Origin of the sequence: Ensifer sp. 1H6 (assembly GCF_001976035.1) — a bacterium.
In the GTDB taxonomy this organism is placed as follows: Bacteria; Pseudomonadota; Alphaproteobacteria; order Rhizobiales; family Rhizobiaceae; genus Ensifer; species Ensifer canadensis.
Map to the genome: position 1 here is coordinate 69,306 of NZ_MOAI01000025.1, position 26,288 is coordinate 95,593.

At 61.6% G+C, this 26,288-nt stretch carries 21 protein-coding genes; 19 read left to right on the forward strand and 2 right to left on the reverse strand.

Annotated features, from left to right (window positions below; genetic code table 11):
* Window positions 1–25 precede the first annotated feature (25 nt).
* The 4 genes from BKP54_RS25300 to BKP54_RS25315 are packed head-to-tail and all read left to right on the forward strand — an operon-like array spanning window position 26 to window position 4,348.
* Entirely contained in the window at window positions 26–637 is a 612-nt protein-coding gene (locus tag BKP54_RS25300; protein ID WP_057206080.1) for a dual specificity protein phosphatase, read from the forward strand.
* Window positions 637–2,352 (forward strand): metallophosphoesterase, encoded by a 1,716-nt coding sequence (locus BKP54_RS25305; RefSeq protein ID WP_084815075.1) that lies wholly within the window; start codon window positions 637–639, stop codon window positions 2,350–2,352. Before BKP54_RS25300 ends, BKP54_RS25305 begins: the two co-directional genes overlap by 1 nt.
* Window positions 2,353–2,354: 2 nt before the next feature.
* Window positions 2,355–2,651, forward strand: a complete 297-nt coding sequence (locus tag BKP54_RS25310; RefSeq protein ID WP_057213248.1) for a MurR/RpiR family transcriptional regulator — start codon at window positions 2,355–2,357, stop codon at window positions 2,649–2,651.
* A 53-nt stretch (window positions 2,652–2,704) separates the two neighbouring features.
* Window positions 2,705–4,348: a Na/Pi cotransporter family protein gene (locus BKP54_RS25315; protein ID WP_084815076.1), complete on the forward strand. Its 1,644-nt coding sequence runs from the start codon at window positions 2,705–2,707 to the stop codon at window positions 4,346–4,348.
* Between the two features lie 27 nt (window positions 4,349–4,375).
* Here BKP54_RS25315 and BKP54_RS25320 read toward each other — a convergent pair whose 3' ends face one another.
* On the reverse strand, window positions 4,376–5,362 hold the full coding sequence (locus tag BKP54_RS25320) for a LacI family DNA-binding transcriptional regulator (protein ID WP_057206086.1): 987 nt from the start codon (window positions 5,360–5,362) through the stop codon (window positions 4,376–4,378).
* A 621-nt stretch (window positions 5,363–5,983) separates the two neighbouring features.
* On the opposite strand from BKP54_RS25320, the gene BKP54_RS25325 reads away from it, so the two are divergent.
* The 8 genes from BKP54_RS25325 (at window position 5,984) to BKP54_RS25360 (ending at window position 14,829) form a co-directional block, all read left to right on the forward strand.
* Window positions 5,984–7,837: an iron ABC transporter permease gene (locus BKP54_RS25325; protein ID WP_057224465.1), complete on the forward strand. Its 1,854-nt coding sequence runs from the start codon at window positions 5,984–5,986 to the stop codon at window positions 7,835–7,837.
* Window positions 7,837–8,970: an ABC transporter ATP-binding protein gene (locus BKP54_RS25330; protein WP_084815077.1), complete on the forward strand. Its 1,134-nt coding sequence runs from the start codon at window positions 7,837–7,839 to the stop codon at window positions 8,968–8,970. Before BKP54_RS25325 ends, BKP54_RS25330 begins: the two co-directional genes overlap by 1 nt.
* 107 nt (window positions 8,971–9,077) lie before the next feature.
* On the forward strand, window positions 9,078–10,169 hold the full coding sequence (locus BKP54_RS25335) for an ABC transporter substrate-binding protein (RefSeq protein WP_244494210.1): 1,092 nt from the start codon (window positions 9,078–9,080) through the stop codon (window positions 10,167–10,169).
* Window positions 10,170–10,265: 96 nt separating this feature from the next.
* Window positions 10,266–11,336 (forward strand): ABC transporter substrate-binding protein, encoded by a 1,071-nt coding sequence (locus tag BKP54_RS25340; protein WP_057206178.1) that lies wholly within the window; start codon window positions 10,266–10,268, stop codon window positions 11,334–11,336.
* Between the two features lie 87 nt (window positions 11,337–11,423).
* The gene (locus tag BKP54_RS25345) at window positions 11,424–12,518 is read left to right on the forward strand and encodes an ABC transporter substrate-binding protein (protein WP_057206180.1); all 1,095 of its coding nucleotides are present in this window, start codon (window positions 11,424–11,426) and stop codon (window positions 12,516–12,518) included.
* Window positions 12,519–12,583: 65 nt separating this feature from the next.
* Window positions 12,584–13,474: an inositol monophosphatase family protein gene (locus BKP54_RS25350; RefSeq protein WP_082523488.1), complete on the forward strand. Its 891-nt coding sequence runs from the start codon at window positions 12,584–12,586 to the stop codon at window positions 13,472–13,474.
* 20 nt (window positions 13,475–13,494) lie between these two features.
* Window positions 13,495–14,118 carry a dual specificity protein phosphatase gene (locus tag BKP54_RS25355; protein ID WP_057206096.1) on the forward strand — a complete coding sequence of 208 codons (624 nt, stop codon included), beginning with the start codon at window positions 13,495–13,497 and terminating at the stop codon, window positions 14,116–14,118.
* A 150-nt stretch (window positions 14,119–14,268) separates the two neighbouring features.
* On the forward strand, window positions 14,269–14,829 hold the full coding sequence (locus tag BKP54_RS25360; RefSeq protein ID WP_084815078.1) for a methylated-DNA--[protein]-cysteine S-methyltransferase: 561 nt from the start codon (window positions 14,269–14,271) through the stop codon (window positions 14,827–14,829).
* Between the two features lie 274 nt (window positions 14,830–15,103).
* On the opposite strand, the gene BKP54_RS25365 is transcribed toward BKP54_RS25360, so the two are convergent.
* Window positions 15,104–17,101 carry an EAL domain-containing protein gene (locus tag BKP54_RS25365; RefSeq protein ID WP_025429948.1) on the reverse strand — a complete coding sequence of 666 codons (1,998 nt, stop codon included), beginning with the start codon at window positions 17,099–17,101 and terminating at the stop codon, window positions 15,104–15,106.
* 314 nt (window positions 17,102–17,415) lie between these two features.
* Here BKP54_RS25365 and BKP54_RS25370 point away from each other — a divergent pair, with 314 nt between their 5' ends.
* The 7 genes from BKP54_RS25370 (at window position 17,416) to BKP54_RS25400 (ending at window position 26,195) form a co-directional block, all read left to right on the forward strand.
* Window positions 17,416–18,459: a class I SAM-dependent methyltransferase gene (locus BKP54_RS25370; protein WP_084815079.1), complete on the forward strand. Its 1,044-nt coding sequence runs from the start codon at window positions 17,416–17,418 to the stop codon at window positions 18,457–18,459.
* A 474-nt stretch (window positions 18,460–18,933) separates the two neighbouring features.
* Window positions 18,934–20,571: an amidohydrolase gene (locus BKP54_RS25375; protein WP_025429950.1), complete on the forward strand. Its 1,638-nt coding sequence runs from the start codon at window positions 18,934–18,936 to the stop codon at window positions 20,569–20,571.
* 121 nt (window positions 20,572–20,692) lie between these two features.
* Entirely contained in the window at window positions 20,693–22,291 is a 1,599-nt protein-coding gene (locus BKP54_RS25380; protein WP_025429951.1) for an ABC transporter substrate-binding protein, read from the forward strand.
* A 204-nt stretch (window positions 22,292–22,495) separates the two neighbouring features.
* Complete coding sequence (locus BKP54_RS25385) at window positions 22,496–23,431, forward strand: ABC transporter permease (RefSeq protein WP_084815080.1); 936 nt, start codon at window positions 22,496–22,498, stop codon at window positions 23,429–23,431.
* A gap of 4 nt (window positions 23,432–23,435) precedes the next feature.
* Entirely contained in the window at window positions 23,436–24,257 is an 822-nt protein-coding gene (locus BKP54_RS25390) for an ABC transporter permease (RefSeq protein ID WP_025429953.1), read from the forward strand.
* Window positions 24,254–25,231 carry an ABC transporter ATP-binding protein gene (locus tag BKP54_RS25395; RefSeq protein WP_084815081.1) on the forward strand — a complete coding sequence of 326 codons (978 nt, stop codon included), beginning with the start codon at window positions 24,254–24,256 and terminating at the stop codon, window positions 25,229–25,231. Before BKP54_RS25390 ends, BKP54_RS25395 begins: the two co-directional genes overlap by 4 nt.
* A complete protein-coding gene (locus BKP54_RS25400; RefSeq protein WP_057224454.1) occupies window positions 25,224–26,195 on the forward strand; it encodes an ATP-binding cassette domain-containing protein in 972 nt (323 codons plus the stop codon). Before BKP54_RS25395 ends, BKP54_RS25400 begins: the two co-directional genes overlap by 8 nt.
* Window positions 26,196–26,288 lie beyond the last annotated feature (93 nt).

The window sequence follows — 26,288 nt, forward strand, 5'->3', positions numbered from 1 at the left end:
TCGCCCGATCTGGAAAGGAAACGGCATGGATGCACCTGTTTATGCGCGCCCGGCGATCAGTCTGATCGCAAGCGGGATCGGTCCGCACAAATCCGATCTCTATATCGGCGGCAGCGACGGCGCACGCGATCTCGAATTGCTGAAGCACCACGGCATTTCGGTGGTGGTCAACTGCGCGATCAATCTCGATATCAACTGGGTGCGCGAGAGGGAGGCTGACGATGGTGGCGATCTGCGGCCGAGCGGCTATGCCGACATTCGCTACTACAAGCTCGGCCTGATCGACGGCGAAGGCAGTCCGGATACGATGATGCTCGGCGCCTACTACATCCTGGACGGAGCATTGCGCCAGGCGATGCCGAAGCGCGAAACCTATCCCTTCGCCGATGGCGGCAATGTGCTGGTCAACTGCCGCGGCGGACGCAGCCGATCCGTCTCGCTCGTGGCCCTGTTCCTGCACAAACAGCAGCCGGAGCTTTTCCCGACGCTTGACGCCGCGGTCGCCCACATTCGTGAATACCGCGAACTGCGTCCCGACGAGTGGTTCGAGACACCGAAGCCGATGCTTTACGAGGCGGCACGCCGGGCGTCTGAATGGATCGACATGATCGCCGGCAAGACATCCGGGCGGGACTGATGTTGAAGCGCAGCCAAGCCAGTATCGCCGTCATCGCCGACGCGCATTTCCACGATCTCGAAGGCGATTTCGATTTCCCCGGCATGAGCATCGACGGGCAGCGGATGATGGTTCGCAGCTGGGCCGAAACGCGGCAGTCGACCCGTGTTTTTAACGAGAGCGCCAAGGCACTTTCAGTGGCATTGGACGAGGTGCGGGATCGGGGCATCCGGCACGTCGTCCTGCTCGGTGATTACACCGATGACGGTCAGCGGCAGACGACCGCAAGCCTGCGCCGGATCCTCGACCGGCACGCCAACGCATACGGCACCGCCTTCTATGCCCTTCCCGGCAATCACGACATTTTCGGTCCGACGGGGCGCCACCACACCAAGGAGTTCCTCGACCAGGATGGCGCCAGCGTCTGGGTGACCAGCGATCCTGCGTCGACGGCGGCGGGCGCGATCGTCACTCCGCGCATGTATTGCGAGGGATATCCCACCGGCCTCGGCCCGATGGCTGCCTGCGGCTATTTCCGCAAGCCGGAATATCTCCATTGGGAGACGCCGTTCGGCCTGTCCGACGATATCGAAAGTCGGCGTTACGAGGTGGTTTCGCCGGATGGAAGCAACCGATATTCGTTGATGGATGCCTCCTATCTGGTCGAGCCGGAACCGGGAATCTGGCTGTTGATGATCGACGCCAATGTGTTCGAGCCACGGGATGGCACGTTCGTAGGCGGCGAGGAAGCAGCCTTTGTCGACAGCACCGCCGCCGGCTGGAACGCCATGCTGCGCCTGAAACCCTTCATCGTCTCGTGGATCACAGACGTCTGCGCGCGGGCAGAGGCGCTGGGCAAGACCGTGCTCGCCTTCTCGCATTACCCGGCGCTCGATCCATTCGACGGCGCGACCGGTGCCGAGCGAGTGCTCTTCGGGGAAACCAACATCGCCCGCCGCACGCCGCGCCAAGCTGTCACCGATGCCTTGCTGGGCGCCGGGCTGACCGTGCATTTCAGCGGCCACCTTCATGTCGAGGGTGTAACGCGACGCACCCGCGGCGAGCGCCAGTTGACCAATGTGGCAGTGCCCTCGCTCGTCGCCTATCCTCCAGCCTTCAAGATCATTCAGACGGTGAACGGCGGTATTGTCGTCGATACCGTCGAGCTGTCGGCGAAGACGGTGGATCCGCGTCTGGCGCAGGCCTATCGCCGCGAGACGGAGCGGCTAGGGGAGACGGACGATGCCGCCTTCAATGCCGAGGATTACGGCGCTTTCCTGCGGGCTCATAAGCTGGCTTTGGTTCGCCACCGCTATTTTCCCAAGGAGTGGCCGCAGGATGTGGTGAGCCGCGTCTCGGGCGCCACGCTCTCAGGTATCTGCGCGGAACTTCTTGATGCCGACGTGGTGGTGCAAGCATTGCACGCGCTTGCAAAAAAGTCCGGATTTTCGGCCGAACAAGTTGCTGCCTGCCGCATGATCGATGTCATCGCCGACTGGTACTGCCTGCGCCAGGCGGGTCACTTGGCGCTGCCTGCGATATCGCCCGAGCGGCTGCGTCTTTACCGCGCCCTTTCCGAGCGCTTCGGCCGAGAGCCGGATGAGGGGTGGGACCGCTCTGTCGCCGGTTTCCTGTCGATCTTCCTGGGCGCGTTTGCCGCCTTTCTCGACCGAGCGGAAGTGGGTGCGCGGCAGATCGAGATCACCTTGCAGCGAGAAGCGAAGGAGGTTGTTTGACCATGGACCAGCAGTCTTTTGTATTACCCGGTCGAGGGGTGAAACCGCCGGCAAGCGTCCCGGAGTTGAAGGAGGCGTTTCGCCTCGGTGCCCGCGGGCTCAAGGGCGGGCGGCTCGAAGTCGCGAAGTTCGCGCTATCCCATCCCTATGACATCGCCTTTGCGAGCGCACGGGAAGTGGCTGAGCGGGCCGGCGTTTCGACCACCACGGTCATGCGGCTGATCAGCGATCTGGGCTTTGAGAAATACGCCGCATTCCAACAGTTGTTCCGCGAGGAACTGCGCCGCGGCAGACAATGAAACTGGGCTTCGAGCAGTAACGAACCGAAGGACCGTCCGACCGGAGTGCACCCATGGAATCGGCCATCGTCAGCATCAATCTCGTTGGCGCCGTGGCGCTGCTGCTGTTCGGGCTTTCGCAGGTCAAGGATGGCGTGCAGCGCGCCTTCGGCGCCCGGCTGAAGGCCGGCTTGGCCGCCGGCACGCGCGACGGTTTGCGATCCTTCCTCGCCGGACTGGTTGCGACGATCGCACTGCAAAGCTCGACTGCGACGGCACTGATGATCGCATCCTTCGCCGAACGCAATCTCGTTGCGCCGCGCATGGCGCAGATCGTGCTTCTGGGCGCCAATGTCGGAACGGCGATGACGGCGTGGATCGTGTCGATTGGCATCGGCTGGCTCTCACCGCTGCTGATCCTCGTCGGCGTCATCCTTTCACGGGGAACGTCGAATGGGCGAAAAGGCGGTGGCGCCGCCCTTGTCGGCGTCGGGCTCATGCTGTTGTCGCTGCATCTGATCGGTCTTGCGACGGAACCGGTGCGCACATCTGCGGCGCTCTCGGCCTTTTTGGCGATGCTCGACAATGCCTGGCCGGTCGCACTCATTTTCGCGGCCATGCTGGCGATCCTGGCATCCTCGAGCCTCGCCATCGTCGTCCTCATCCTGTCGCTCGCGGCAACGGGCGGCATTTCGACCGGGCTGATCATCGTCCTGGTCCTCGGTGCCAATCTCGGCGGCGCCGTGCCGCCGGTCCTGGCGACGCTGCATGCGCCGATCAGCGCGAGACGCGTGACGATCGGTAATCTCATCGTGCGCGCCATCGGCTGCTTGGTGGCGCTGCCGCTTGCCGGCTATTCGGCACAGTTGCTCGATATCCTGCCGCTGTCGCATGACAAGCTGCCTGTGGATGCGCATCTCGTCTTCAATCTGGCGCTGGCGGTGCTTGCATGGCCGCTGTCGCGACCGCTCGCCCGGATGACCGCGCGGCTGTTGCCGGAGCCGAAGCAGACGCCGGACGCGCCGAGCTATCTCGACGAGGACAAGCTTTCGATGCCGGTGGCAGCCCTTGCCGGCGCCAGCCGCGAAGTCCTAAGCGTCGGAGATCTGATCGAAAGCATGCTGGCGCAGGCAAGCGATGCGCTGCAGCATGCGGATCCTGCGAAGCTCGCGGGCATCAGCACGCTCGAAGGCCGGGTCGATCGGCTGCAGCATCAGATCAAGGTCTATGTCTCGCGCCTTGGTCATGCGGATATCGGCGAAGACAACCGCCGGCGAGCAATGGATGTCGTCGACTACGCTATCAATCTCGAACATATCGGCGATATCATCGAGAAGGGCCTGCTGGCCGAACTCGCAAAGAAGATTGCGTTGGGCCTGACCTTTTCGAGGGATGGCCACGAGGAGCTGACACGGCTGTTTGCGATCACGCTCGACAACCTGCGCATGGCGCAGACGGTGTTTGCCACCCGCGATGCGGCTTTGGCGCGGCGGCTGGTGGAGGTCAAGGAAGACGTCCGTCGCCTTGAGCGCCAATCGGCCGAGCGGCACCTGCAGCGCCTGCGCGAGGGGCGGGCGGAAAGCATCGAAACCAGTTCGCTGCACCTCGATATGCTGCGCGACCTCAAACGCATCAACGCCCATATCGCATCGGTCGCGCACCCGATCCTCGACGACAGCGGCCTGTTGATCGAAAGCCGCATCCGACAGGCCGGCTGATTTCGAGAGGCGCGCCTGGAGGAGGGACTAACGCACCGTCTTGCGCTCGATCATCGACACGGGCACCACCTGCAGCCGGGTCGCGGGCTCATCGGTTTCGAGCGCCGTCAGGACGTTCGCGGTCAATGTCGATAGAGACTGCTCGATGGTGGTCAGCTCATAGCTCTTCCAGCTCGCCTGGGGAATATCGTCGAAGCCAACGACAGACACATCCTGCGGCACACGGCGATGCATTTCGATGCGAGCGGCATCGAGGAAACCCAGCGCCAGCAGATCAGTGACGCAAAATGCTCCGTCAATCCGCTTGTCGCGCAAGAGGTCACAACCGGCCTGATAGCCGCTTTCGTAGCTCGTCGGCCCGTCCGACCAGGCGACCACCTCGATCCCGGCGGTCTGCATCCGCTGCGTAAACGCAGTCGCTCGCCGAACCTGTGCCGGCGTCTGGCTGGCACTGGAGACGACCGCAACCTTCTTGCATTTGGCCGCGATCAACCGGAGTGCGGCCAGGTCCGCCCCGTGCGAATCGTCACTCAGCACCATGTTGGTATCGGTGCGATCGAGCCGTTGATTGACCAGGATCAGCCGGACGCCATTGGCGATACACTCATCGACGATCGAGGACGGCGGCTCGCCCGAAAGCACGACGATCGCCTGGGCGCGGAATTCAAACAGCAGCTCGATCAGCGGCGCGATATCCTTGCGCGCATCGGCGGCGTTCAACAGCAGGCACTGGAGCCCGCGCCGGAGCAGGCCGATGCTCAAGAGATCGAGCTGCTTGGAAATGAAGGGCGCACTGAGGTTGGTGCCCACGACGCCGATCAGGTTCGAGCGGTCGTTGTTCAGCCCCTGGGCCAGCCGATTTACTCGATAGCCGAGTTCGCGCGCCGCCTTCAGTACCTTGCGCCGGACAGGCTGCGAGACGCTGGCACCCGGCGTGAACGTGCGCGAGACGGCCGAGCGTGAAACACCCGCGCGTTTTGCGACCTCCTCGGCCGTGACGAACCCTCGTGCCATGGTTTCCCCCAAAGAATCAGCTCGCGGCTATCTGGGCCACAAATGCCGGTTCATTCCAACGAAAAAGTATCCTTTGGCTCTGCAGGTGATTGGCCTGAGTGCTGCGCGCCCGCCGGAAATCCGGCTGTTTTAGTTCGCCATTCCCTATGCGGCCGGAGCGTCTTCGCTGGCCAGTCGCGAGGCAATGACCACGTGTTCGAAAAAAGCGGATCCATCGGAGAAAAATAAGCAATAAAATCAAAGCGATAAATCGTTGCGCACGTGTGCATTTTTTTGTTGACAAGCGCGACCTCTCAATGGATCATGCATTCCATAGGCGGTGACGAAATGGAATTTTTGTTCCGTCTATGTTCGTGATGATGGCGCCGGCTTCTGAGGAGTGGCCGGATGCCGTCGGGCCCGATCCGGACAGGATCGTTGATCGGGGTCGGTCGCGAACAGGGAGGATTGGATCGATGACGAGATATCGCGTTCTCGCGGCGGGTTGCCTTGCTCGACATGGAGCAGGGGCGGCTGCCTGCGCGGCTTTCCCTGATCTCCCCGTTCGCATGTTTGCTCGTCCGCAAGGCGCCGGCGCATAGCCGGATCGTGTTGCGAGGCGAGGTCTCAAGGGGAAAGAGCATGGCTTTTCTAAGTGATTCAGCGAAGGCGCCTCGGGCCGCGGGCGGTGAGGCCGCTGTGCCTTCGGCCTGGCAGGTCTGGCGATACCGGTTGAAGGTCGCCTCCCGTGAGCCGACGACATTGATCGGGGTTCTGACGGCACTGCTCTTTACCTATCTGATCGTCGTGCCGATCATCTCCATCGTGCTTGATGCCGTGCAGGTGCAATTCGGGCACGAGCGACGGCTCGGCAAGGATTTTGGCGACCTGACGCTCTATTATCTCGACCGGACGTTCACCTCGCCTGTCTCCGTCGATCTCTTCTGGCGGCCGCTGTTCAATACGCTGTCGGTTGCTGTCGGTGCGATCCTGTTGTCGCTATTGATCGGGACCGTTCTCGCCTGGCTGATCAGCCGCACCGACATGTTCGGAAGGCGCTGGTTCGCGACCGCCCTGATCGTGCCTTACATGCTGCCTGCATGGACGTTCGCGCTCGCCTGGACCACGCTGTTCAAGAACCGCACTGTCGGCGGCCAGCCCGGCTGGTTCGAGGCTCTCGGCTGGACGCCGCCGGACTGGGTCGCCTATGGCCGTTTTCCGATCACCATCATTCTCGCCCTGCACTATACGCCTTTCGTCATTCTGCTGTTCGGCTCGGCGCTTAGGCGCTTCGATTCCCAGCTGGAGGATTCCGCCCGCATCCTCGGCGCCAAGCGCTACCAGGTGGCAATGCAGATCATCCTGCCGCTGATGCGCCCGGCGCTGATGTCGTCGATGATCCTGATCTTCGCAAAGTGCCTCGGCGAATTCGGCGTGCCCTATGTGCTCGGCCTGCCCGTCAAGTTCGAGGTGCTCTCCACCTCGCTCTTCCGCAGCATCGCCTCGCGCCAGACGGGTGTCGCCGGTGTCGTCGCCGCCTCCATCATGCTGATTGGCATCATCACCCTGATGATCGACGCGCGGCTGGTGCGTGAAGCGCGCCGCTTCGTCACCATCGGCTCCAAGGGCTCGATGAACCGGCAAAGCCGCCTCGGCAAGCTCAGGCTTCCGGCAACGGGTTTCGCCGCGACGATCTTCATGCTGAGCGTCGGTCTGCCTCTGCTGACCCTGTTCCTGTCGACGGTCATGAAGCTGCCGGCACAGTTCACCCTCGACAACTTCACGCTCGACTACTGGATCGGCCGAGACCTTCATACCGTAGCGCTGCAGACCGGCGTGCTCCTGAGCCCCGATCTCTGGGCGGCCGCCAAGAACACGCTGATGATCGTCGGCCTCGCCTCGATCGCCTCGGGCATTCTCGGCCTGCTCGTCGGTTATGTCGTCATCCGCACGCCGGTCAGAGCCCTGTCTGTCTATCTGCGCCAGGTGACGTTCCTGCCCTATCTGGTGCCGGGCATTGCCTTTGCTGCCGCCTATCTCTCGCTCTTTGCGGTTCCGAGAGGCCCGATGCCGGCACTTTACGGCACCGTCACCATCCTGGTGCTGGCGCTGATGGCAGACCAGATGCCCTACGCCTCGCGCGCCGGGATCTCGGCCATGACCCAGCTCGGCAAGGATCCGGAAGAGGCGGCCCAGATCGCCGGTGCCGGCTGGTTCCGCCGCATGATGTCGATCGTCATCCCGATCCAGAAGGGCTCGCTCGTCACCGGTGTGCTGCTGCCGTTCATCTCCGGCATCAAGGGCCTCAGCCTGTTCGTCATCCTCGCCGTGCCCAGCACCGACGTTCTCACGACCTATTCGCTGCGGCTCGTCGACTACCACTACACCCAGGCGGCAAACGCGGTCGTGCTGATCATCGCCGCCATCGCCTATCTCGGAACTCTGGCAGCCCAGAAGCTGACCAAGACCAATCTTGCAGAAGGACTCGGAAGCTGATGCCCACTATCAATCTGCGCGGCGCCCAGAAGAATTATGGCGTCAATTCCGCCAATGCCGTCTCCAACCTCGATCTGGAAATCCGCGACGGCGAGTTCATGTGCCTGCTCGGCCCATCGGGGTGCGGCAAGACGACGACATTGCGGATGATCGCGGGGCTGGAAAACCTGTCGGGCGGCGAGATCCGCATCGGTGACCGGGTGGTCGATTCGATCTTTGACGGCGTCTTCGTGCCACCGGAAAAGCGCGAAATGGGCCTGGTGTTTCAGAGCTACGCGCTCTGGCCGCATCTGACCATAGAGCGCAACACCGACTTTGGTCTGCGGCTGCGCAAGCTGCCGAGGGCGGAACGCGAGGCCCGTGTCGAAAAGGTCATGCAGGCGCTCGACATCGCCAAGTACCGCGACCGCTATCCGTCGCAGCTTTCGGGTGGCCAGCAGCAGCGCGTGGCACTTGCCCGCATGCTCGCGGTCAATCCCGGCGTGCTGCTTCTCGACGAGCCGCTGTCGAACCTTGATGCGCGGCTGCGGCTCGAAATGCGCGCCGAACTCAAGCGCCTGCACAAGGAATTCAAGACGACGATCGTCTTCGTCACCCACGACCAGTGGGAAGCGATGACGCTGGCAACGACGATCGCCGTCATGAACGAAGGCACGCTGCAGCAGATGGGCACGCCGAACGACATCTATGACCGCCCGGCCAACCGCTTTGTCGCCGAATTCGTCGGCAGCCCGCCGATCAACATCCTGTCCTTCGACAAGAAAGGTACGTCCGACGTCGCCAAGGAGGCGGAAGCTTACCTGGCGAGCCGTTATCCGAGCCTGCGCGGCATCGGCTCCGTCGGCATCCGCCCGGAAGCGCTGAGCTATGCCACGAAGAAGGAGGACATTCCGCAGGGCAGCTTCAGCGGCAAGATGGTGGTCACCGGCATACTGCCGACCGGCGGCAGCTGGATCCTGGAGCTGAAGAGCGACAGCCACACGCTGTTCCTGACGACGCACGCGCTGCCGCGACTGGAACTGGGCGAAAAGGTCCGCTTCTTTGCGCCGCCGGAGGCGCTGCACGTTTTCGACAAGGACGGCCAGCGCATTGCCGAAGCCGACAAGCTGCTGCGCAACGCGAAGCTCAACTGACGATATCACTGATCGCGTCAACCGAAAGACGAACACCGCTTACTGAGGAGGAGCAGTCGATGCATTTTCGGAAAAATGGAAGGGCAGACTATAAAAGGCGCTGCCTGTTGTGGACCACGGGATTTGCCTGGCTTTTGACCGGGCAGGCGATGGCTGAGGACGCCTTCGACCTCAACGCCCTCATCGAGGCGGCCAAGAAGGAAGCGCCGATTACAGTCTATGACAGCACCGGCAAGATCGTCGAGATGGCCAAGGCCTTTTCGACCAAGTACGGCGTCGCCGCCGAAGGCTCCAAGGTCAAGGCGACGGCGCAGTTGGAAATGATCATCCGCGAGGCGCGCGCCAACAATATCCAGGGCGACGTCTCGATCATCAGCGATGCACCGGCAGCGATGGCGCAGCTGATCCCGCAGGGCTTTGCCGAGAGCTGGCTGCCGCCGGACATGGCGTCGAAGATCCCGCAGCAGTACCAGAGCCCGCTGACGGTCGTGACCAGCGCGAACGTCTGGGCCTACAACACCGAGCTTTACGACAAGTGCCCGGTGACCAACATCTGGCAGCTGACCGGCCCGGAGTGGAAGGGCAAGGTCGCCATGCAGGACCCGCTCGGCAAGGCGTCCTATGTCGACTGGTTCAACCAGATGGCAAAGCACGGCGACGACAAGGTCGCCGCCGCCTACAAGGAGCTCTACGGCAAGGACCTGGAACTCGACGATGGCAGCGCGACGGCGGCCTGGGTGAAGGCGCTTGCCGCCAACGCGCCGCTGCTGACCGATGCCGACGCCGCGGCAGCCGATGCCGTCGGAGCGCCGGGCCAGTCGCAGCCGTTCATGGGCCTGATGAGTTCGGCAAAGTTCCGCGACAATGCGGAGAAGGGCATGAAGCTCGGGCTCTGCACGGATCTGAAGCCATGGCTCGGGTGGATGTATCCGGGCGTCGGCCTGATCACCAAGGGCACCAACAGCCCGAACGCCGCCAAGCTCTTCATCCACTACGTCATGACGGAGGAAGGCATCGCGCCGCAGGCGGTCGATGGCAAGATGTCGACCAATACCGATGTGGCACTTCCGGCTGACGAACCCTCGGGCATCGGCAAGGTTCTCGACCAGGTTCTGCCCTACCAGATGGACACGAGCCTCGACGACTGGGATGCGCGCGAAACCTGGCAGGATTTCTGGCGGGTGAACTACCAGAAGTGATGGCTCAGCCGGGAGAGTGACGACATGATGGAAATGAAACGCAGCGCGTTGCGCGACCGCCCATTAGCCTGGGCGGTCGCAGGTAGCCTTGCTGCCATGACACTGACCTGTGGGCCGGCGAAGGCTGAAGAAGCCTTCAACCTCGGCGCCCTGATCGAGGCGGCAAAGAAGGAGCCGCCGATCACCGTCTATGCCGTCACCGGTAAGATCGTCGATACGGCCAAGGAGTTCTCGGAAAAATACGGCGTGCAGGCGACGGGCAAGAAGGTCAACGAAGCCACGCAGGTGGAGCTGATGATCCGCGAGCACCAGGCCGGCAATATCCTCGGCGACGTGAGCGTCGCGACTGACGTGGCATCGGCAATCGGACAGCTGTTGCCGGAAGGTATCGCCACCAGCTGGACGCCTCCGGATCTCGCCAAGGATATTCCGCAAGCGCAGCGCAATCCTCTTGTTGTTGTCTCGGACCCTCACGTCTTTACCTACAACACCGAGAAATACGACAAGTGCCCCGTGACCAACATCTGGCAGCTGACCGAGCCGCAGTGGCGCGGCAAGCTGGCGATGCTCGATCTCTTCGACAAGCCGCTATATGCCGACTGGTTCAATCAGATCGAGACGCATCGCGACGCCGATGTCGCGCGGGCCTATGAAAGCCTTTACGGCAAGAAGCTGGAGACGAACGGCCAAAGTGCCACAGCTGCCTGGGTCAAGGCCTTTGCGGAAAACGGGCCGCTTCTGGCGGATTCGACAACGGTCGCCAACGCCGCCGGCGCCCCGGGACAAGCCGAGCCGTTCTTCGTCATCACCTCGACGGCCAAGTATCGCGACAACCTCACGAAGGGCCTTAAACTCGGTATCTGCGCCGGCGTCGAGCCGTTTTCCGGATTTCTCTATCCGGGCTTCGGCCTGATCGCGGGCCAGACCAAGAGCCCGAATGCCGCCAAGCTGTTTGTCCGTTACCTGATGACGGCAGAGGGCATTGCACCCCAGACCGAAGACGGAAAGATCTCCGGCAATTCGACGATCGGCCTGCCGGCCGATGAACCCTCGGGCGTCGCGAAGTATCTCGATCAATTGATGGCCTTCGATGCCGCGACCGCCGGCGACGACCTCGACAAGCGCGAGGCCTGGCAGGACCTTTGGAGAATAAACCACCGAAAATGACGCGACGGGCGGTGCCGATCACCGAGTGCTGTTTCCTTGGGAGGGGAAGCGATGAAAACGGAAAAAAAGAGAGTGCGTGATATGACGATGGCAGCGGTCGCAGTTGCGGCCGGCCTGCTTTCGGCGCAAGCCCATGCCGCCGACGGCCTCGATCTCGACGCGCTGATTGCCGCGGCCAAGACGGAAAAGCCGATCAACGTCTATGACAGCACCGGCAAGATCGTCGAGATGGCCGAAGGCTTTACGGCCAAATACGGTATCAAGGCGACGGGCGTCAAAGTGTCGGCGAACAGCCAGTTGGAAATGATCATCCGCGAGAGCCAGGCGGGCAACGTTCAGGGCGATGTCGCCTTGATCACTGACGCGCCGGCAGCACTCGCGCAGTTGTTGCCGCAGGAGTTCGTCGAAAGCTACCTGCCGGCCGACATGATCGCGAAAATCCCGGCGGAGTTCCAGAATCCGCTGGCGATTTCGACCAACGCCAACGTCTGGGCCTATAACACCGAAGCCTACGACAAATGCCCGGTCGCCAATATCTGGGAGCTGACGGAACCGAAGTGGAAAGGCAAGGTTGCTCTCGTCGATCCGCTGACCAAGGGCACCTATACCGACTGGTTCAACCAGATGGAGAAACACGCCGACGACAAGGTTGCCGGTGCCTACAAGAGCCATTTCGGCAAGGACCTTGCGACCGAGGAGAAGAGCGCGTCGGCCGCCTGGATCAAGGCACTGGCGCAGAACGCGCCGCTCGTCACCGATGGCGATGATCCAGTGGCCGAAGCCGTTGGTGCTGCCGGCCAGAAGGAGCCCTTCTTCGGCCTGCTCTCGTCGGCAAAATTCCGCGACAACGAGGGCAAGGGGTACAAGCTCGGCATCTGCAAGGATCTCAATCCCTGGGTCGGCTGGAGCTACGTCAAGCTTGGCCTGATTGCGACGAAGACGCAGAGCCCGAACGCGGCAAAGCTGTTCATCCACTACATCCTGACGGAAGAAGGCATCGCGCCGCAGATGAAGGACGGCAAGCTGCCGACCAACATCGACATCAAGATGCCGGCCGACGAGCCGTCCGGCCTGATGACGGTCGCCGACCGCCTGTTCGGCTACAATTCCTCGACCGGTCTTGAGGACTTTGACCGACGCGAGGAGTGGCAGGATTTCTGGCGTGTGAACTACACCAAGTGAACAAAAGCCGGTGCGCCACCGGGTGGCGCGCCGGCACTTTCTCGATAAGAATGGATACGCACGACATGGAAAAGCGCCTTCCCGCAGCGACCTCACCGGCGGCTGACCCCGAACAACGACTGGAGCGGTCGAAGCGCCTCGTCGAGATTGCCCGTGGAGCGGCCAATGCCGTGCGCGAACCGCTGCTGAGCGCGTTCCGGTCGGACATGGTCGTCGACTACAAGCGCGACCTGCATGATGTCGTGACCATCCATGACAAGCGCGCCGAAGTCACCATTCGCGATTTCATTTTTGCGCACGAGCCCAATTCGTCCATGCTCGGCGAAGAGGGCGGACAGGTGGGCGATGGCGACATCCAGTGGTATGTCGATCCGATCGACGGGACCTCGAATTTCGCGCGCGGACTGGCCTTCTGGTGCGTGTCTATCGCCGCCGTCGAAAGGGGTGGCGTCGTGGCCGGCGTCGTTTATGACCCGGTCGCTGACCTGATGTTTTCTGCCGATCTCGAACAAGCCTATCTCAATGGAGCAAGTATCTCCTCGCAAGCGGTCGAGGAAGAGAACCGGGCAACGCTGATCACCGGCTATCCCGTCTCCCGTGACTTTCGCCTCGACGGCCGGGAAATGGCACTCGCCAATCTCGGGGAATTCGTCGAGACGTTTTCGACCCTTCGGCGGCCGGGAAGTGCCGCTCTCAGCATCGCCCATGTGGCTGCGGGCTGGGCGGATGCTGCGACCGGCTTTGGCGTCAACTCCTGGGACGTGGCGGCGGCGACATTGATCCTGAAGAACGCCGGCGGCCGATATGAGCCGCTGACCTTGGGCAAGGTGCCGGCGGATGCGCCCGACTTCATGTGCCCGGGCTACATTGCGACGGGCGCCGGCGCCAACTATCCGACATTGCGGCGCGTTGCGCGGGCGATCTCGGAAAAACGCATTGCCGCGGCGGCAAACTGAAAAGACAGCGGAGACAGCAGTTGAACATCAGCCAGGAACCCGAGACGAAGGCGCAACCGTCTGCCGAACTTGCCAAGCTCAGCCTCGTCTACCAACAGCACCCGCTTTATGGCGTCGATATCTACATCGCCGGCAAGGAGGGCACGAGCGATCTCAATCTGCTCCGACAGAACGGCATCACCACCGTCGTCAACTGCGCCGTCAATCTCGATTTCAATTTCGTCCGGCAGGCGCAGCTGGTGTCCGATCACGAGGGCAGCGTCTATGGCCCGGGCGAGATCCGTTATTACAAGATCGGATTGATCGATGGTGGCGGTAATCCCGACACGCAGATGCTGGCCGCTCACTATATCCTGCGTGCGGCACTGGAGCAGGTGCTGCCGGAAAAGCCGTCCTATCCGCGCCGGGAGATGGGCAACATTCTCATCAACTGCCGCGGCGGACGCTCGCGTTCGGTCATTGTCGTGTCGCTGTTTTTGCACCTGACCTTGCCGACCGAGTTTCCGACGCTGGATGCGGCGATCGCCTTCGTGCGCAACCGGCGCGGTCTGCCGGAAAACGAATGGTACAAGGCGCCGAAAGCGGTGCTGATCGAGTCCGCTGAGCGCGCTGCAAGCTGGGCGAAGATGATAGAAGCCAAATAGCGCTGCTGCCCTTGGCCATCTGCGGGAGGATTATCCGGCGCCGGCATGGCGCGCAATCTGTTGGCGACCACGGCTGCGCGCAGGAAACGGGTTGAATTCGAACGCCTTCCGCACGATTTTCATCGAGTATGAAAATGCGAGGACGGTCAGATGGCGCAGACAGTTCACAACTATCTTATCTTCGAAACCGCTGCCGGCTTCTGCGGCATCGCCTGGAACGGCGACGGCATCACCCGTTTCCAACTGCCGACCAAGAAGGCTGAGGATACCGAGCGCTTGCTTCTGCGCCGGCTTGCTGCCGGCGAACCGGGCACGCCGACGCCGGAAGTTGCCGAAGCGGTTGCCGCGGTTCGACGCTACTTCAATGGTGAACAGGTCGATTTCTCCGGTATCCAGCTCGACCTCGAAGGGCAGGACCCATTCTTCAAGCAGATTTATGCTGCCGCGCGCAGGCTCGGCTGGGGACAGACCACCACCTATGGTGCCCTGGCAAAGGAACTCGGCGTCGGCCCTGAAGCCGCGCGCGATGTCGGCCAGGCGATGGCAAGGAACCCGGTGGCACTGATCATTCCCTGCCACCGGGTGCTGGCCGCCGGCGGCAAGGTTGGCGGTTTCTCGGCTCCGGGCGGCTCGACATCGAAGATCCGCATGCTGGAGCTCGAAGGCGTGCGCCTCGGTCCGCCGGAGCCCGCCCAGCAATCGCTGTTTTGAGCGCGGTGCCGGCGTGTTCGACGAGGAGGCGGGCGGTTTTTGGTCAGCCGAGCGAATCGATCGCTAAAGTGCCGCGCGTCTTTTTAGACGCGGTAAGGTCGCTGTAGCACTTTGAATGGCTGCATGTTTTTATCCTTAAATCGAATGCGATTTAAGGATAAAAACATGCAGCAAAGCGCGTCGCGATCCTTAGGGTTCGCTTTCTGCACTTTACGTTCTTGTTCTTTTGCGTGTCGTTGTCCCGAAACCGCTGCGCACTTTCGGGCGACATGCTTTATCCCGGTCTGACGAGGCTCGCCGGGCGCGATCCGGTATCCGCCGCCGTGCGATAGCTCGCGGCGGAAGCCGGGCGGCCGACATGGAAACCCTGAACATGGTCGATGCGGAACTCTCGCACCAGCGCCATTTGCTCCTCGGTTTCGACACCTTCCACCAGGATCTTGTGGCCACGGTTCCGGACCAGGCCGATGATATCCTTCAGCATCGCCTTGCCCCTTGGCGTGCCGCAGTCATGAAGGAACGAGCGGTCGATCTTGACCGTATCGAAATCGATCAGCCGGAGCCAGGAAAGGCCGGCAAAGCCGGTGCCGAAATCATCGAGCCAGATCCGGATGCCCAGCGTTTCGAGGTCGCTGATGCAGCGCAGCACGTCCGAGTGCATCTCCATCTCGAGGCCCTCGGTAATTTCGAAAGCGAGCCGGCCGCCGGCCACTCCCGTTTCACCAAGGATGGCGGCAACCGATGTGGCGAAGCCCGGCGTCTTGAGCTGGATCGGTGAGACATTGACGCTGACGACAGGCACATGATCGTTGGCGAGAAGCTCGCGGCAGACCGTGCGGATCGCCCAGCGTCCGAGGTCGATGATGGCGCCGGTACGCTCGGCAACGGGAATGAAAAGGCTGGGCGGAACGGCGGTCCCATCGAGCATTCTCAGCCGCATCAGCGCTTCGACGGCCTCGACGCGGCCTGTCGCAACATTCTTGATCGGCTGATAGACGAGGGAGACGAGATCCTGGTCGGTCGCTATCTTCAACAGCGCCGCGATGTTCTCGCTCTCGTCGCTGGTTTGCGGGTCGTTCGGATCAAACACCTTGGCGCAGTTGCGACCGCTTGCCTTTGCGGCGTAAAGCGCCCGGTCCGCCTCGTGGATGATCCGTTCGAGCTTCGAGCCCGTCTGATGCCTGGTGAACGCGGCACCGACGCTGACCGTGACGATGGACGTGCCATCCCGTCGTTGCCCGTGCACCAGCGCAAGGTCTTGCACTGTGCGGCAGATGGCGTCGGCCAGATCGGCGGCCTCTTCGCGCGTGTCCATGCGCGCAAGAATGATGAACTCCTCGCCGCCGTATCGGCCGATGGACGCGTCGAACTGCTCGATCGATTCCCTCAACGTGTTGGCCACGAGAATGAGGCAGCGGTCACCTTCCTGGTGGCCATAGCAGTCGTTGTATTTCTTGAAGAAGTCGACGTCGATCAGGATCGCGGCGAAACGGTCGCCGAACTTCTGCCAGTCGCTCCAGTATTCCCGCAGCTTCTGGTCTACCGCCCGACGATTGTCGAGACCGGTTAGGGAATCGGTGTTGGAGAGCCTGAGCAGCGCCTTGCCGCGCTCGGTCGCCTCCCGCTGCTGGACCCTCGCCTCGAACGCATTGAGGAAGACCTTGTAGCGTTCGCGGTTGAGCTTCCAGTTTACGTAGGAGGTGAACACGAAACAGGAGACGTAGAACGTGCCGAACGCCAGCTGGTAGGACGGGTTCTGCGGCGAGAAATAGAGGAGATCGAGGAAAAATGCGCCAAGGATGATGCTCGATGAGATCACCGAAAGGCGGAACTGGAAGATGAAGAACAGGTTGGCGCCCATCATGAAGATCGCACCGAAGATCATGTAGTAGGACATGTCCTGCGTGTATGCGGTCATCATTGCCGGAATGAGCCAGCCGAGATAACCGAAAACAAGCGCGCCCGAACAGGTCCTGTCCAGCCAGTCCGTCTTGACGTTGAAGTGGACCTGGATTTCCAGAACGGCAAGCGCAACTGCACCGACGACAAAGCGCGAGGCAATCGTGTAGCGGGCGACATCCGAGATCAGCAGCAGGTCGGTAATCGAAAACAGCAGATAGACCGCGACGGCGATCCAGAGCCCTTTTCTCGTCGCTTCCCTGCGGGTCGTTTCACCTTCCTGGCGATAGAGCAAGCGCAGCTCCGCCGGCAGCGGCCTGAGTGGCTGCTTGTGCAGATCTATCTCAACGACGTCGGCCAAGGTTTGCTTCATGCACCGGTCCGGGGAATTGCGTCGCGCTCAACGGAAATCTGGTCTCGTCTTTCCATCTCTGGACGTTGCTTCAGACGCTCCACGCTTGCCATTCACTGGATACCACAACAAGCACAAGCGGCCTCAACGACATAGTAGAAGACGCCCATTAAATTTTGATAAATTAGCCGAGACTGACGGCCGGTGCAGGGGTGTATCCAAATGGGTACTGTCCGCCAGTATTTACCATATACTCTACAAAAACTTGCAATTCGAGACGCAGTTCGCGCATTCTTGCCCACATTGTTAACAAAGCATTAACGGATGGGTTTTGCGTGAGCCAGCTTCAAATCGTATTCGATGGCGAAAGTCTTATTACTCCCCAATCAATCGCAACCGAGTTCACTTCGTCAAAAAGTGAGTTTTATGATGAGCAGTTTGCAACAGGAAAAGCCGAACTCGCCCTGATTCTCCAAATTGCACAGCAGCAATTTGCCCAGGAACTGGACCCCAGGAAGATAATACATCGCTTGGCGGCCGCACTTCACGAGACGCGCGCGAAGTTTCATCCGAGCGTATGGCAGGAACTGATTCCGATCGCACAAAAGCATCCGGTGTCGGAGTTTTTCCTGCAGGACCCTTTTACCCGCTGGTCCAGCGAAAAGCCGCGGGGTTATTCCGGCGACGCCCAACTGCTCGACTTCATCTACGGCCATCCAAGCGTTGCCGGCGAGATCGCCAAGGCGTCGCCGGTGGGCAAGGCGCTTTACGACTATACCAAGGACGCTTCGTCGTCGGTTGCTGTGCGCGAACGGCGGGACCTGCTGACCCAACATGTCGATGAGATCGCGGCGACACGCGACGGGGAGGCAGAGATCCTGACGATTGCCGCCGGGCATCTGCGCGAGGCAAACCGGTCGGTTGCGCTGCAGGAAGGGCGGATAAAGCGCTGGGTCGCGCTCGACCAGGACCCGCTCAGTGTCGGATCGATCACCAGGGATTTTCGAGGAACCAGCGTTGAAGCGATCGACGGTTCCGTCCGTGGCATTCTCACCCGGGCTCACAAGCTCGGCAAGTTCGACTTCGTCTATGCGGCGGGGCTTTACGACTACCTGCCTCACAACGTGGCAGTGAAGCTCACCCGCCGATGCCTGCAGATGCTGAAACCCAACGGCGTCTTCCTCTTCGCCAATTTCGCGACCGACATCGGCGTCGACGGCTATATGGAGACGTTCATGAACTGGGCGCTGCTGTTGCGCTCGCAATCGGACATGTGGCGCATCGTCAACGAAAGCGTCGACGGCACCAACTTCGAGTCGCACGTGACGTTCGGGGAGAACCGCAACGTAGTCTATGCGACGCTGCAAAAGCGCTCGTAACCACGACTGAAGCACATTACAGCGGCGCGCGTCATCTTTGACGCGCGCCGCTGTCGTTCGGCAAAGGCGTGATGCCGCCTTGGCATGCAAAACGACACGCTGGACACTTTCCCGTCTCAGCATCGACGTTCGCGCGCAACGAACCGTTCTCAAGGTCTCCACAGCGAAGTGTTTCATCGGTGCGGCCGAGGGGCGAAGGTCCTTCAGGCTTGAGGACGTTCAACGGATCTACCCAGGGCTGTTATGCAATTATTTCATAGCGCCTGAAATTCTATGCATTGGCGGGCCGCTTTCCTTTTCTCTAGCATCCCCGACTGCACGACTTGTGGCCCATCGGAACGCCGCACCGGAATGGATAACGATCCAGCTTCGGCACGCAACCGATGCGGGCGGGAGACATGGGTCGTGCCGAGAGCCGGTTTGTCATCAAACCTGACTCTACGTTGCAGTGACGGCGGAGGGGAGGAGCCTTAGATGCCAGCGGGACAGAGTTTTCACGCCGACATGATCGTGCACAATGGTGTGATCTGGTGCGGTATGGCCGAGGGCGTCGTCGATGCCCTGGCAATCTGGCAGGGCAAGGTCCTGGCGACGGGCACCAGGCAGGAAATGGAAACCTATCGCGGCGCTGGCACGCAGCTACTCGACCTTCAAGGGCAATTCGCGACCCCCGGTCTCAACGATGCGCATCTGCACCTGATCTCCGTCGGCCTGACGTTGAATTGGGTCGACGCGACGCCGCAGGCTGCCCCCACTCTCGAAAGCCTGCTCGGCGCGATCAAACATCAGGCCGAAAGCACGCCGGCCGGTACCTGGATCCGGGCGCGGGGTTATGACCAGACCAAGCTCGACACCGGTCGCCATCCGCTTCGCGCGGAACTCGATGCGGTTGCGCCGCACCATCCCGTCATGGTGGTGCGCGCCTGCGGGCATGTGTCGATCTTCAATTCGGAAGCATTCCGCCTTGCCGGCGTCGACGAGAAGACTACCGTGCCGGAAGGCGGCCTGATCGAACAGGTCGCAGGCGTCCTGACGGGCCTGGTCGCGGAAAATGCGCAAGGGCTGGTTCGTGCGGCGATCCCGAAAGCCTCGACCGACGACATGATCGATGCGATCGAAAGCGCCGGAAATCTGCTTCTATCCTACGGCATTACCAGCATCATGGACGCGGCCGTCGGTCAGGTCGCAGGCTTCGACGAGATCAGGGCCTATAATCTGGCGAAGCTGAACAACAGGCTGCCAGTGCGCACCTGGCTCGTTCTTCTCGGCGATCCCAACGTTTCGATCGTGCCGCAGAGTTACGAGGCCGGTCTCGTTTCGGGTGTCGGCGACGACATGCTGAAAGTCGGTGCCGTCAAGATCTTCCTCGATGGCTCGGCCGGTGGCCGCACCGCCTGGATGAGCAGCCCCTATCTCGGCGATGACAACAATACCGGCGTCCAGATCCTTTCGGATGTGGAACTTGAGGCGCTCGTACTCGACGCGCATACCAAGGGATATCAACTGGCCTGCCATGCGATCGGCGATGCTGCGATCGGTCAGTTGATCACCGCCTACGAGAAGGCACTTGAGGCGATCCCGGATGCGGATCGCCGTCACCGGATCGAGCATTGTGGCTTCTCCAGCGACGCGCAGCACCAGCGCATGGTGAAGGCTGGGATATATCCGTGTCCGCAACAGGTGTTCATCTACGATTTCGGCGACGCTTACGTCTCGGTGCTCGGCGAGGAGCGGGCGCTGTCGAGCTATCCATTGAAGACCTGGAAGGACCTGGGGCTGAAGCCTGCGACCGGCAGCGATGCGCCGGTCTGTCATCCCAACCCGTTCCCCAATATCTACAGCATGCTGACGCGCAAGACCGCCAAGGGCACGGTGATGGACGCTCGCGAGCGGGTCTCCATCGAGGAGGCTTTGCAGGTCTATACCGAATACGGCGCGTTCTCGCAGAAGCTCGAAACCGTCAAGGGACGACTGATCCCGGGACAGCTTGCCGATATCGCGGTGTTCTCCAGGAACATGCTGACGGCGAGCCCCGAAGACATCCTCAACGACACGCGCTGCACCCTGGCAATCCGGGGCGGCGAGGTGGTCTTCGAGCGACAGAACGCCTGACGAAGGGCGAGAGGGAGCCGCAAGAGCGGCTCAATGCATCTCAACCGATCCGGGAGGTCGGATGAGATCGCGGTTTTGTTCATCCATACGCAGAACAACAAGTGGGGAGGATATGGGAATGATGAAGAAAATAGCATTACTTTCGACATTGACCGCAGCGTTGCTGGCAGGGGTGGCTTCGGTGCAGGCGGCCGACACGCCGCGGGCCGGCGGAACGGTCAACTTCGTGGCGCCCTATGGGGACAGCTTCTCGACGCTCGACATCCAGGCGTCGCCGCAGACGCAGGACGAGTTCTACGCCAAGGCGATCCATCGCACCCTTTATGATTGGGACGCGGACAAGAACGTTCCGGTGCTGGCGCTTGCGACCGACGTCGACGTCTCCGCCGACAAGCTGGTCTATACCTACAAGCTGCGGCAGGACGCCTATTTCCACAACGGCAAGCAGATGACGGCCGACGACATCATCTCGAGCTTCACCCGCATGGCCGATCCGGCCAAGGCCTATCCACCTTCGCGCTACATCGCCAACATCAAGGGCGGCGCCGACTACATGGCCGGCAAGGCAGAGGCGATTTCGGGCCTGAAGAAGGTCGACGATTTCACGCTGGAAGTGACCCTGACAGACCCGGTCGATCCGGCGTTCCTGTTCATGCGCAACAACACGGCGATCTACCCGGCTGGGGAAGCCGACAAGGAAGGCTTCCAGAGCCACCCGATCGGCCTCGGGCCCTACAAGTTTGCCGAATATGTGCCCGGCTCGCGCCTGACGGTCGAAAAGTGGGAAAAGTACTACGAAAAAGACAAGCCCTACGCCGACAAGATCAATATCCTGATCATGGGGGATGCCTCGGCGCGTGACGTCGCCTTCCGCAACAAGGAGGTCGACGTCTCCGTGCTCGGGCCGTCGCAATACGTCGCCTATCAGGCCGATCCGGAACTGTCCAAGGGCCTTCTCGAAGTCGCTGAAGTCTATACGCGCTATGTCGGCTTCAACCTCGATTTCGAACCGTTCAAGGACAAGCGTGTTCGCCAGGCGTTCAACTATGCCATCAATGCCGACCTGATCATCAAACGGCTGGCGAAGGACAAGGCCTACCGCGCGAGCGGCTGGCTGCCGACATCGTCGCCGGCCTATGACAAGGACGCGCAACCCTACGCCTACGACCCGGAGAAGGCGAAGGCACTGCTGGCTGAGGCCGGTTATGCCGATGGCTTCGACGTCGAGCTGACAGCGACGCAGAACGAAAGCTGGGGCCTGACGATCGTCGAGGCGATCATCCCGATGCTGGAAAAAGTCGGTATCCGGGTGAAGGCAAAACCGGTCGAGGCTTCGGTGCTTTCCGAAGTCGTGCCATCAGGCGATTTCCAGTCCTTCATGTGGTCGTCGGAGAGCGGCCCGGACGCCCTGACGGCGATGCAGTGCTTCTATTCCAAGACGTCGCAGGCTGCGTGCAACTACCAGAAGTTCGCAAACGCGGACTTCGACAAGCTGTTCGAGGCCGCCAAGGTCGCCAAGACCGACGAGGAAAAGAACGAGCTGCTACGCAAGGCCAACAACCTCGTTCAGGAAGAAGCGCCGGTCTGGTTCTTCAACTACAACAAGGCTGTGATGGCCTACCAGCCCTGGCTGCATGGGCTGCAGCCAAACTCCGCCGAGCTGGCGATCCAGTCCTATGAAAAGCTCTGGGTGGACGAAACCGTCCCAGCCGGACGTTGATGGAGGCGCCCCGATATCGTCGTCGCGGTATCGGGGACCTTTCCACTGGTATCTGGGCACCTATGCTGTCGATAACGTAAGTCAGCGCTTACGATGCGGCAACCCGCCGGAATGATCTGGCCCGAGTGGCCTATCGCTCGGTGGCATGTGCCGGAGGACTATCGCCCGCGCATCCGTTGATGGGCGCCGCGAGGGAGGAAATGAATGCTTCAGTTCGTCGTGCGCCGCATCTTGCAGGTGATCCCGACAGTCATCGCGATATCGCTGTTGATCTTCGTGATCTTCAGCGTGGTGCCGGGCAGCATCGCCACCAGCCTGACAGCCAATGGCAAGGGCGGCGGCGACCCAAAGATCGTCGAGAAGATGACACGTGAATTCGGTCTCGACCAACCGCTCTATGTGCGGTTCGGCGCCTATCTCTCCGATCTCGCAAGGTTCGATCTCGGAACATCGTTCCGCAGCCGCCAGCCGGTGGCCCATCTGATCGGCGAGCGCATGTGGCCGACCTTGAAGCTCGCATTCGCGGCGATGGCGATCGCGATGTTCGTCGGTGTACCGCTCGGTTTCATCGCCGCCTTGAAGCCGGGCAGCATCATCGACACGTTGACGATGATCGGCGCGATCTCGGGCCTGTCCCTGCCGCAGTTCTGGCTCGGGCTGCTCGGCATGTATCTGTTCGCGCTGACGCTCGGCTGGTTGCCGAGCTTCGGCTACGGCGACGGCGGGCCGATGAACCTGATCCTGCCGGCCTTGACGCTCGGCGTGGCGCCGATGGCACTCCTGGCGCGCACGACGCGCGCCGCCGTCCTTGACGTGATGAACGCCGATTTCATCCGCACCGCCCGAGCCAAAGGCATGAACGGCTTTCGCCTCGTCACCTGGCATGTCGTTCGCAACGTGCTTGTGCTGATCATCACCACCATCGGCCTGCAGTTCGGTTCGATGATGGGTCAGGCGGTGGTGGTCGAAAAACTGTTCTCCTGGCCGGGGCTGGGATCTCTGCTGATCGACAGCGTCAGCCTGCGCGACATCCCGGTGGTTCAGGGTGCGATCCTCGTCATCGTCCTGTGGTTCCTGCTCATCAACACCATCGTCGATATTCTTTACGCGGTCATCGATCCGCGCATCAGCCACGGATAGATCCATGAGAATACGGCTCAATCTCCTCATCGGTGGCGTCCTCTGTCTCGTCATCATCTCAGCGGCGCTGCTTGCGCCCTGGCTGGCGCCGACCGATCCAGTGCTCGACGCGGACCTGATGAATGCGGAGCTGCCGCCGGACGCACAGTTCTGGTTCGGCACCGACGCGCAAGGGCGTGACGTTCTCAGCCGCATCCTCTACGGCGCCCGCATCTCGCTTGCCGTCGGTATCGGCTCGCAGGTCATCAACACGCTGATTGGCCTGGCGCTCGGCATTTCGGCCGGCTATTTCGGCGGCTGGTGGGACGATCTTGTCACCGGGCTCACCAACCTGATGCTGGCGATCCCGAGCCTGATCTTCGCGCTCGCCATCATGGCGATCCTTGGGCCCGGCCTTTCCAGCCTGCTGATCGCGCTAGGCTTGACCAACTGGTCATGGACCTGTCGCATCGCGCGAAGCTCGGCGCTGTCCTTGAAGAAGCAGGGCTATGTCCAGGCGGCAAAGACGCTCGGTTACGGCGACATCCGCATCATGATCACGCAGATCCTGCCCAACATGATCGGCCCGATCCTGGTGATCGGAACGCTGGGCATGGGCGATGCGATCCTTGCCGAGGCAGCACTCTCCTATCTCGGACTGGGCATCAAGCCGCCGTTCCCGAGCTGGGGCAACATGCTGACGGATGCACGCGAACTCATCGTCATTGCGCCCTGGGCGGCGATCTTTCCGGGGCTGGCGATCTTCGTGACGGTTCTCGGTCTCAATCTTTTCGGCGACGGTCTACGCGATTGGCTGGACCCGCATATGAGGGCGCGGCAGCTATGACCGAGAACTTGCTGAACGTCAGGGATCTGCGCCTCGATATCGTATCGGGCCGGGTCAGCCACAACGTCGTCGACAACGTGTCGTTCTCGATCGGGCGCGGCGAGGCCTATGGCCTCGTGGGCGAATCGGGCTGCGGCAAGAGCATCACTGCGCTTTCGATCATCGGCCTGTTGCGTGCGCCGCTCGCCGTCACGGGCGGTTCGCTGAAGTTCAACGGTCGGGACCTGAGGGAGCTTTCGAAACGCGAGTTGCGGCGGCTTCGGGGCGAGCGCATCGCCATGATCTTCCAGGAACCGATGACCGCGCTCAACCCGTTGTCTCCGGTCGGCCGGCAGATTGCCGAGATGTTTGTCCTGCACAAGGGTGCCACCTGGAAGGAAGCCGAAAGACTGGCGATCGAGGCACTCGGCAACGTACAGGTCCCGGCGCCGGAGGAGCGGGTGAAGAACTATCCGCACCAGATGTCCGGCGGCATGCGGCAGCGGGTGATGATCGCCATTGCGCTTGCCTGCAATCCGGATCTGCTGATCGCCGACGAGCCGACGACGGCGCTCGACGTGACGGTGCAGGCGGAGATCCTCAAACTCGTGAAGGAGCTTTGCGCTGCACGCGGCACATCAGTGCTGATGATCAGCCACGATCTCGGCGTGATTGCCAATATGTGCAACCGGGTCGGCATCATGTATGCCGGGCGCCTGGTCGAGGAGAGGCCGGTCGCCGACCTGTTCCTCCTTCCGGCCCATCCTTATACCGACGGCCTGTTGCGATCGCTGCCGCATCTGGGCTCGCGCCGGCTGGAAGGGCGCAAGCGCCTTCAGGAGATCGAAGGCACGGTTCCCTCCATCGCCAGTTTTCCGCCGGGCTGTCGCTTTCAGCCGCGTTGCCACAGGGCGACGTCCATCTGCAGCGCCGAAATTCCACCGCCAACCGGCCTCAGCCATGATGGCTTCGTGAAGTGTTTCAACCATGAGTGATAACAACGAACCACTGGTCAGAGTCGACGGCCTGAGCGTGCATTTCCCGGTGCGCAACGGCGTCTTCGGCCGCTCGAAGCGCACTCTGCGCGCGGTCAACGACCTGAGCCTGACGCTGAACCGGGGCGAATGCCTGTCGATCGTCGGCGAATCCGGTTGCGGAAAGTCGACGCTTGCGCTTTCGATCCTCGGACTTCAGGAGCCGACCGCGGGCGAGATCTATTTCGAAGGGCGATCGATCACCGGCAAGGCGCGGCCCTCCCGGCTCGAGCGTGCCGGCATGGCGCAGATGGTGTTTCAGGACCCGTACGCGTCGCTCAACCCCCGTCAGACGATCTACACGTCGCTGGCGGCACCGCTGAGATTGCACGGGATTTCCGACCGCAAGGAGATCGCGCGACGCATCGAAGAGATGATGCAGTTGGTCGGATTGAAACCGGAGCGGGCGGGGCGTTTCCCGCACGAATTTTCCGGCGGCCAGCGCCAGCGCATCGGCATTGCCCGCGCTTTGATCCTCAACCCTAAGGTCGTGGTGCTGGACGAGCCGGTGTCGGCGCTCGACGTCTCGATCCGCGCCCAGATCATCAACCTGCTGCTGGAACTCAAGGAGCGGCTGGATCTGTCCTACATCATGATCAGCCATGACCTGAGCGTGGTCGAACATATGAGCGACCGCGTGGCGGTGATGTATTTCGGCCAGATCGTCGAGACCGGCAGCTGGGACCGGGTCTTCAGCGAACCACAGCATCCCTATACCCGCCGCCTGATCGGGGCGATCCTCGATCCGGTCACCGAGCTGACGGGCCAAAGCCCGGTGGATCCTCGTGAAACACCGGAACCGCCGCCGGGCTATGACTACTACCCCAGAGAATTCGGAAAGCATGACGTCTACAGCCTGCCGCCGTCTTCGCAATTGATTGCGCTTCGGGACGACCACAGCGTTCGTCTGATCGCGCGGGGCTGAGCCGGCGCTCGGAATTGCGAACTGGTTTCGATTGAAGGGTAAGAACCGGAGTTTTGGGCGCCGTAGCTCAGGCTACCTTTATGCGCAGGCAAC

Excerpts from the sequence above, each read along its gene's own strand:
- BKP54_RS25340 (WP_057206178.1), top strand. The coding sequence starts at position 10,266 with ATGACACTGACCTGTGGGCCGGCGAAGGCTGAAGAAGCCTTCAACCTC.
- BKP54_RS25365 (WP_025429948.1), bottom strand. The coding sequence starts at position 17,101 with ATGAAGCAAACCTTGGCCGACGTCGTTGAGATAGATCTGCACAAGCAG.
- BKP54_RS25385 (WP_084815080.1), top strand. The coding sequence starts at position 22,496 with ATGCTTCAGTTCGTCGTGCGCCGCATCTTGCAGGTGATCCCGACAGTC.
- BKP54_RS25305 (WP_084815075.1), top strand. The coding sequence starts at position 637 with ATGTTGAAGCGCAGCCAAGCCAGTATCGCCGTCATCGCCGACGCGCAT.
- BKP54_RS25320 (WP_057206086.1), bottom strand. The coding sequence starts at position 5,362 with ATGGCACGAGGGTTCGTCACGGCCGAGGAGGTCGCAAAACGCGCGGGT.
- BKP54_RS25350 (WP_082523488.1), top strand. The coding sequence starts at position 12,584 with ATGGAAAAGCGCCTTCCCGCAGCGACCTCACCGGCGGCTGACCCCGAA.
- BKP54_RS25325 (WP_057224465.1), top strand. The coding sequence starts at position 5,984 with ATGGCTTTTCTAAGTGATTCAGCGAAGGCGCCTCGGGCCGCGGGCGGT.
- BKP54_RS25345 (WP_057206180.1), top strand. The coding sequence starts at position 11,424 with ATGGCAGCGGTCGCAGTTGCGGCCGGCCTGCTTTCGGCGCAAGCCCAT.
- BKP54_RS25360 (WP_084815078.1), top strand. The coding sequence starts at position 14,269 with ATGGCGCAGACAGTTCACAACTATCTTATCTTCGAAACCGCTGCCGGC.
- BKP54_RS25300 (WP_057206080.1), top strand. The coding sequence starts at position 26 with ATGGATGCACCTGTTTATGCGCGCCCGGCGATCAGTCTGATCGCAAGC.
- BKP54_RS25390 (WP_025429953.1), top strand. The coding sequence starts at position 23,436 with ATGAGAATACGGCTCAATCTCCTCATCGGTGGCGTCCTCTGTCTCGTC.
- BKP54_RS25375 (WP_025429950.1), top strand. The coding sequence starts at position 18,934 with ATGCCAGCGGGACAGAGTTTTCACGCCGACATGATCGTGCACAATGGT.
- BKP54_RS25395 (WP_084815081.1), top strand. The coding sequence starts at position 24,254 with ATGACCGAGAACTTGCTGAACGTCAGGGATCTGCGCCTCGATATCGTA.
- BKP54_RS25315 (WP_084815076.1), top strand. The coding sequence starts at position 2,705 with ATGGAATCGGCCATCGTCAGCATCAATCTCGTTGGCGCCGTGGCGCTG.
- BKP54_RS25380 (WP_025429951.1), top strand. The coding sequence starts at position 20,693 with ATGAAGAAAATAGCATTACTTTCGACATTGACCGCAGCGTTGCTGGCA.
- BKP54_RS25310 (WP_057213248.1), top strand. The coding sequence starts at position 2,355 with ATGGACCAGCAGTCTTTTGTATTACCCGGTCGAGGGGTGAAACCGCCG.
- BKP54_RS25330 (WP_084815077.1), top strand. The coding sequence starts at position 7,837 with ATGCCCACTATCAATCTGCGCGGCGCCCAGAAGAATTATGGCGTCAAT.
- BKP54_RS25400 (WP_057224454.1), top strand. The coding sequence starts at position 25,224 with ATGAGTGATAACAACGAACCACTGGTCAGAGTCGACGGCCTGAGCGTG.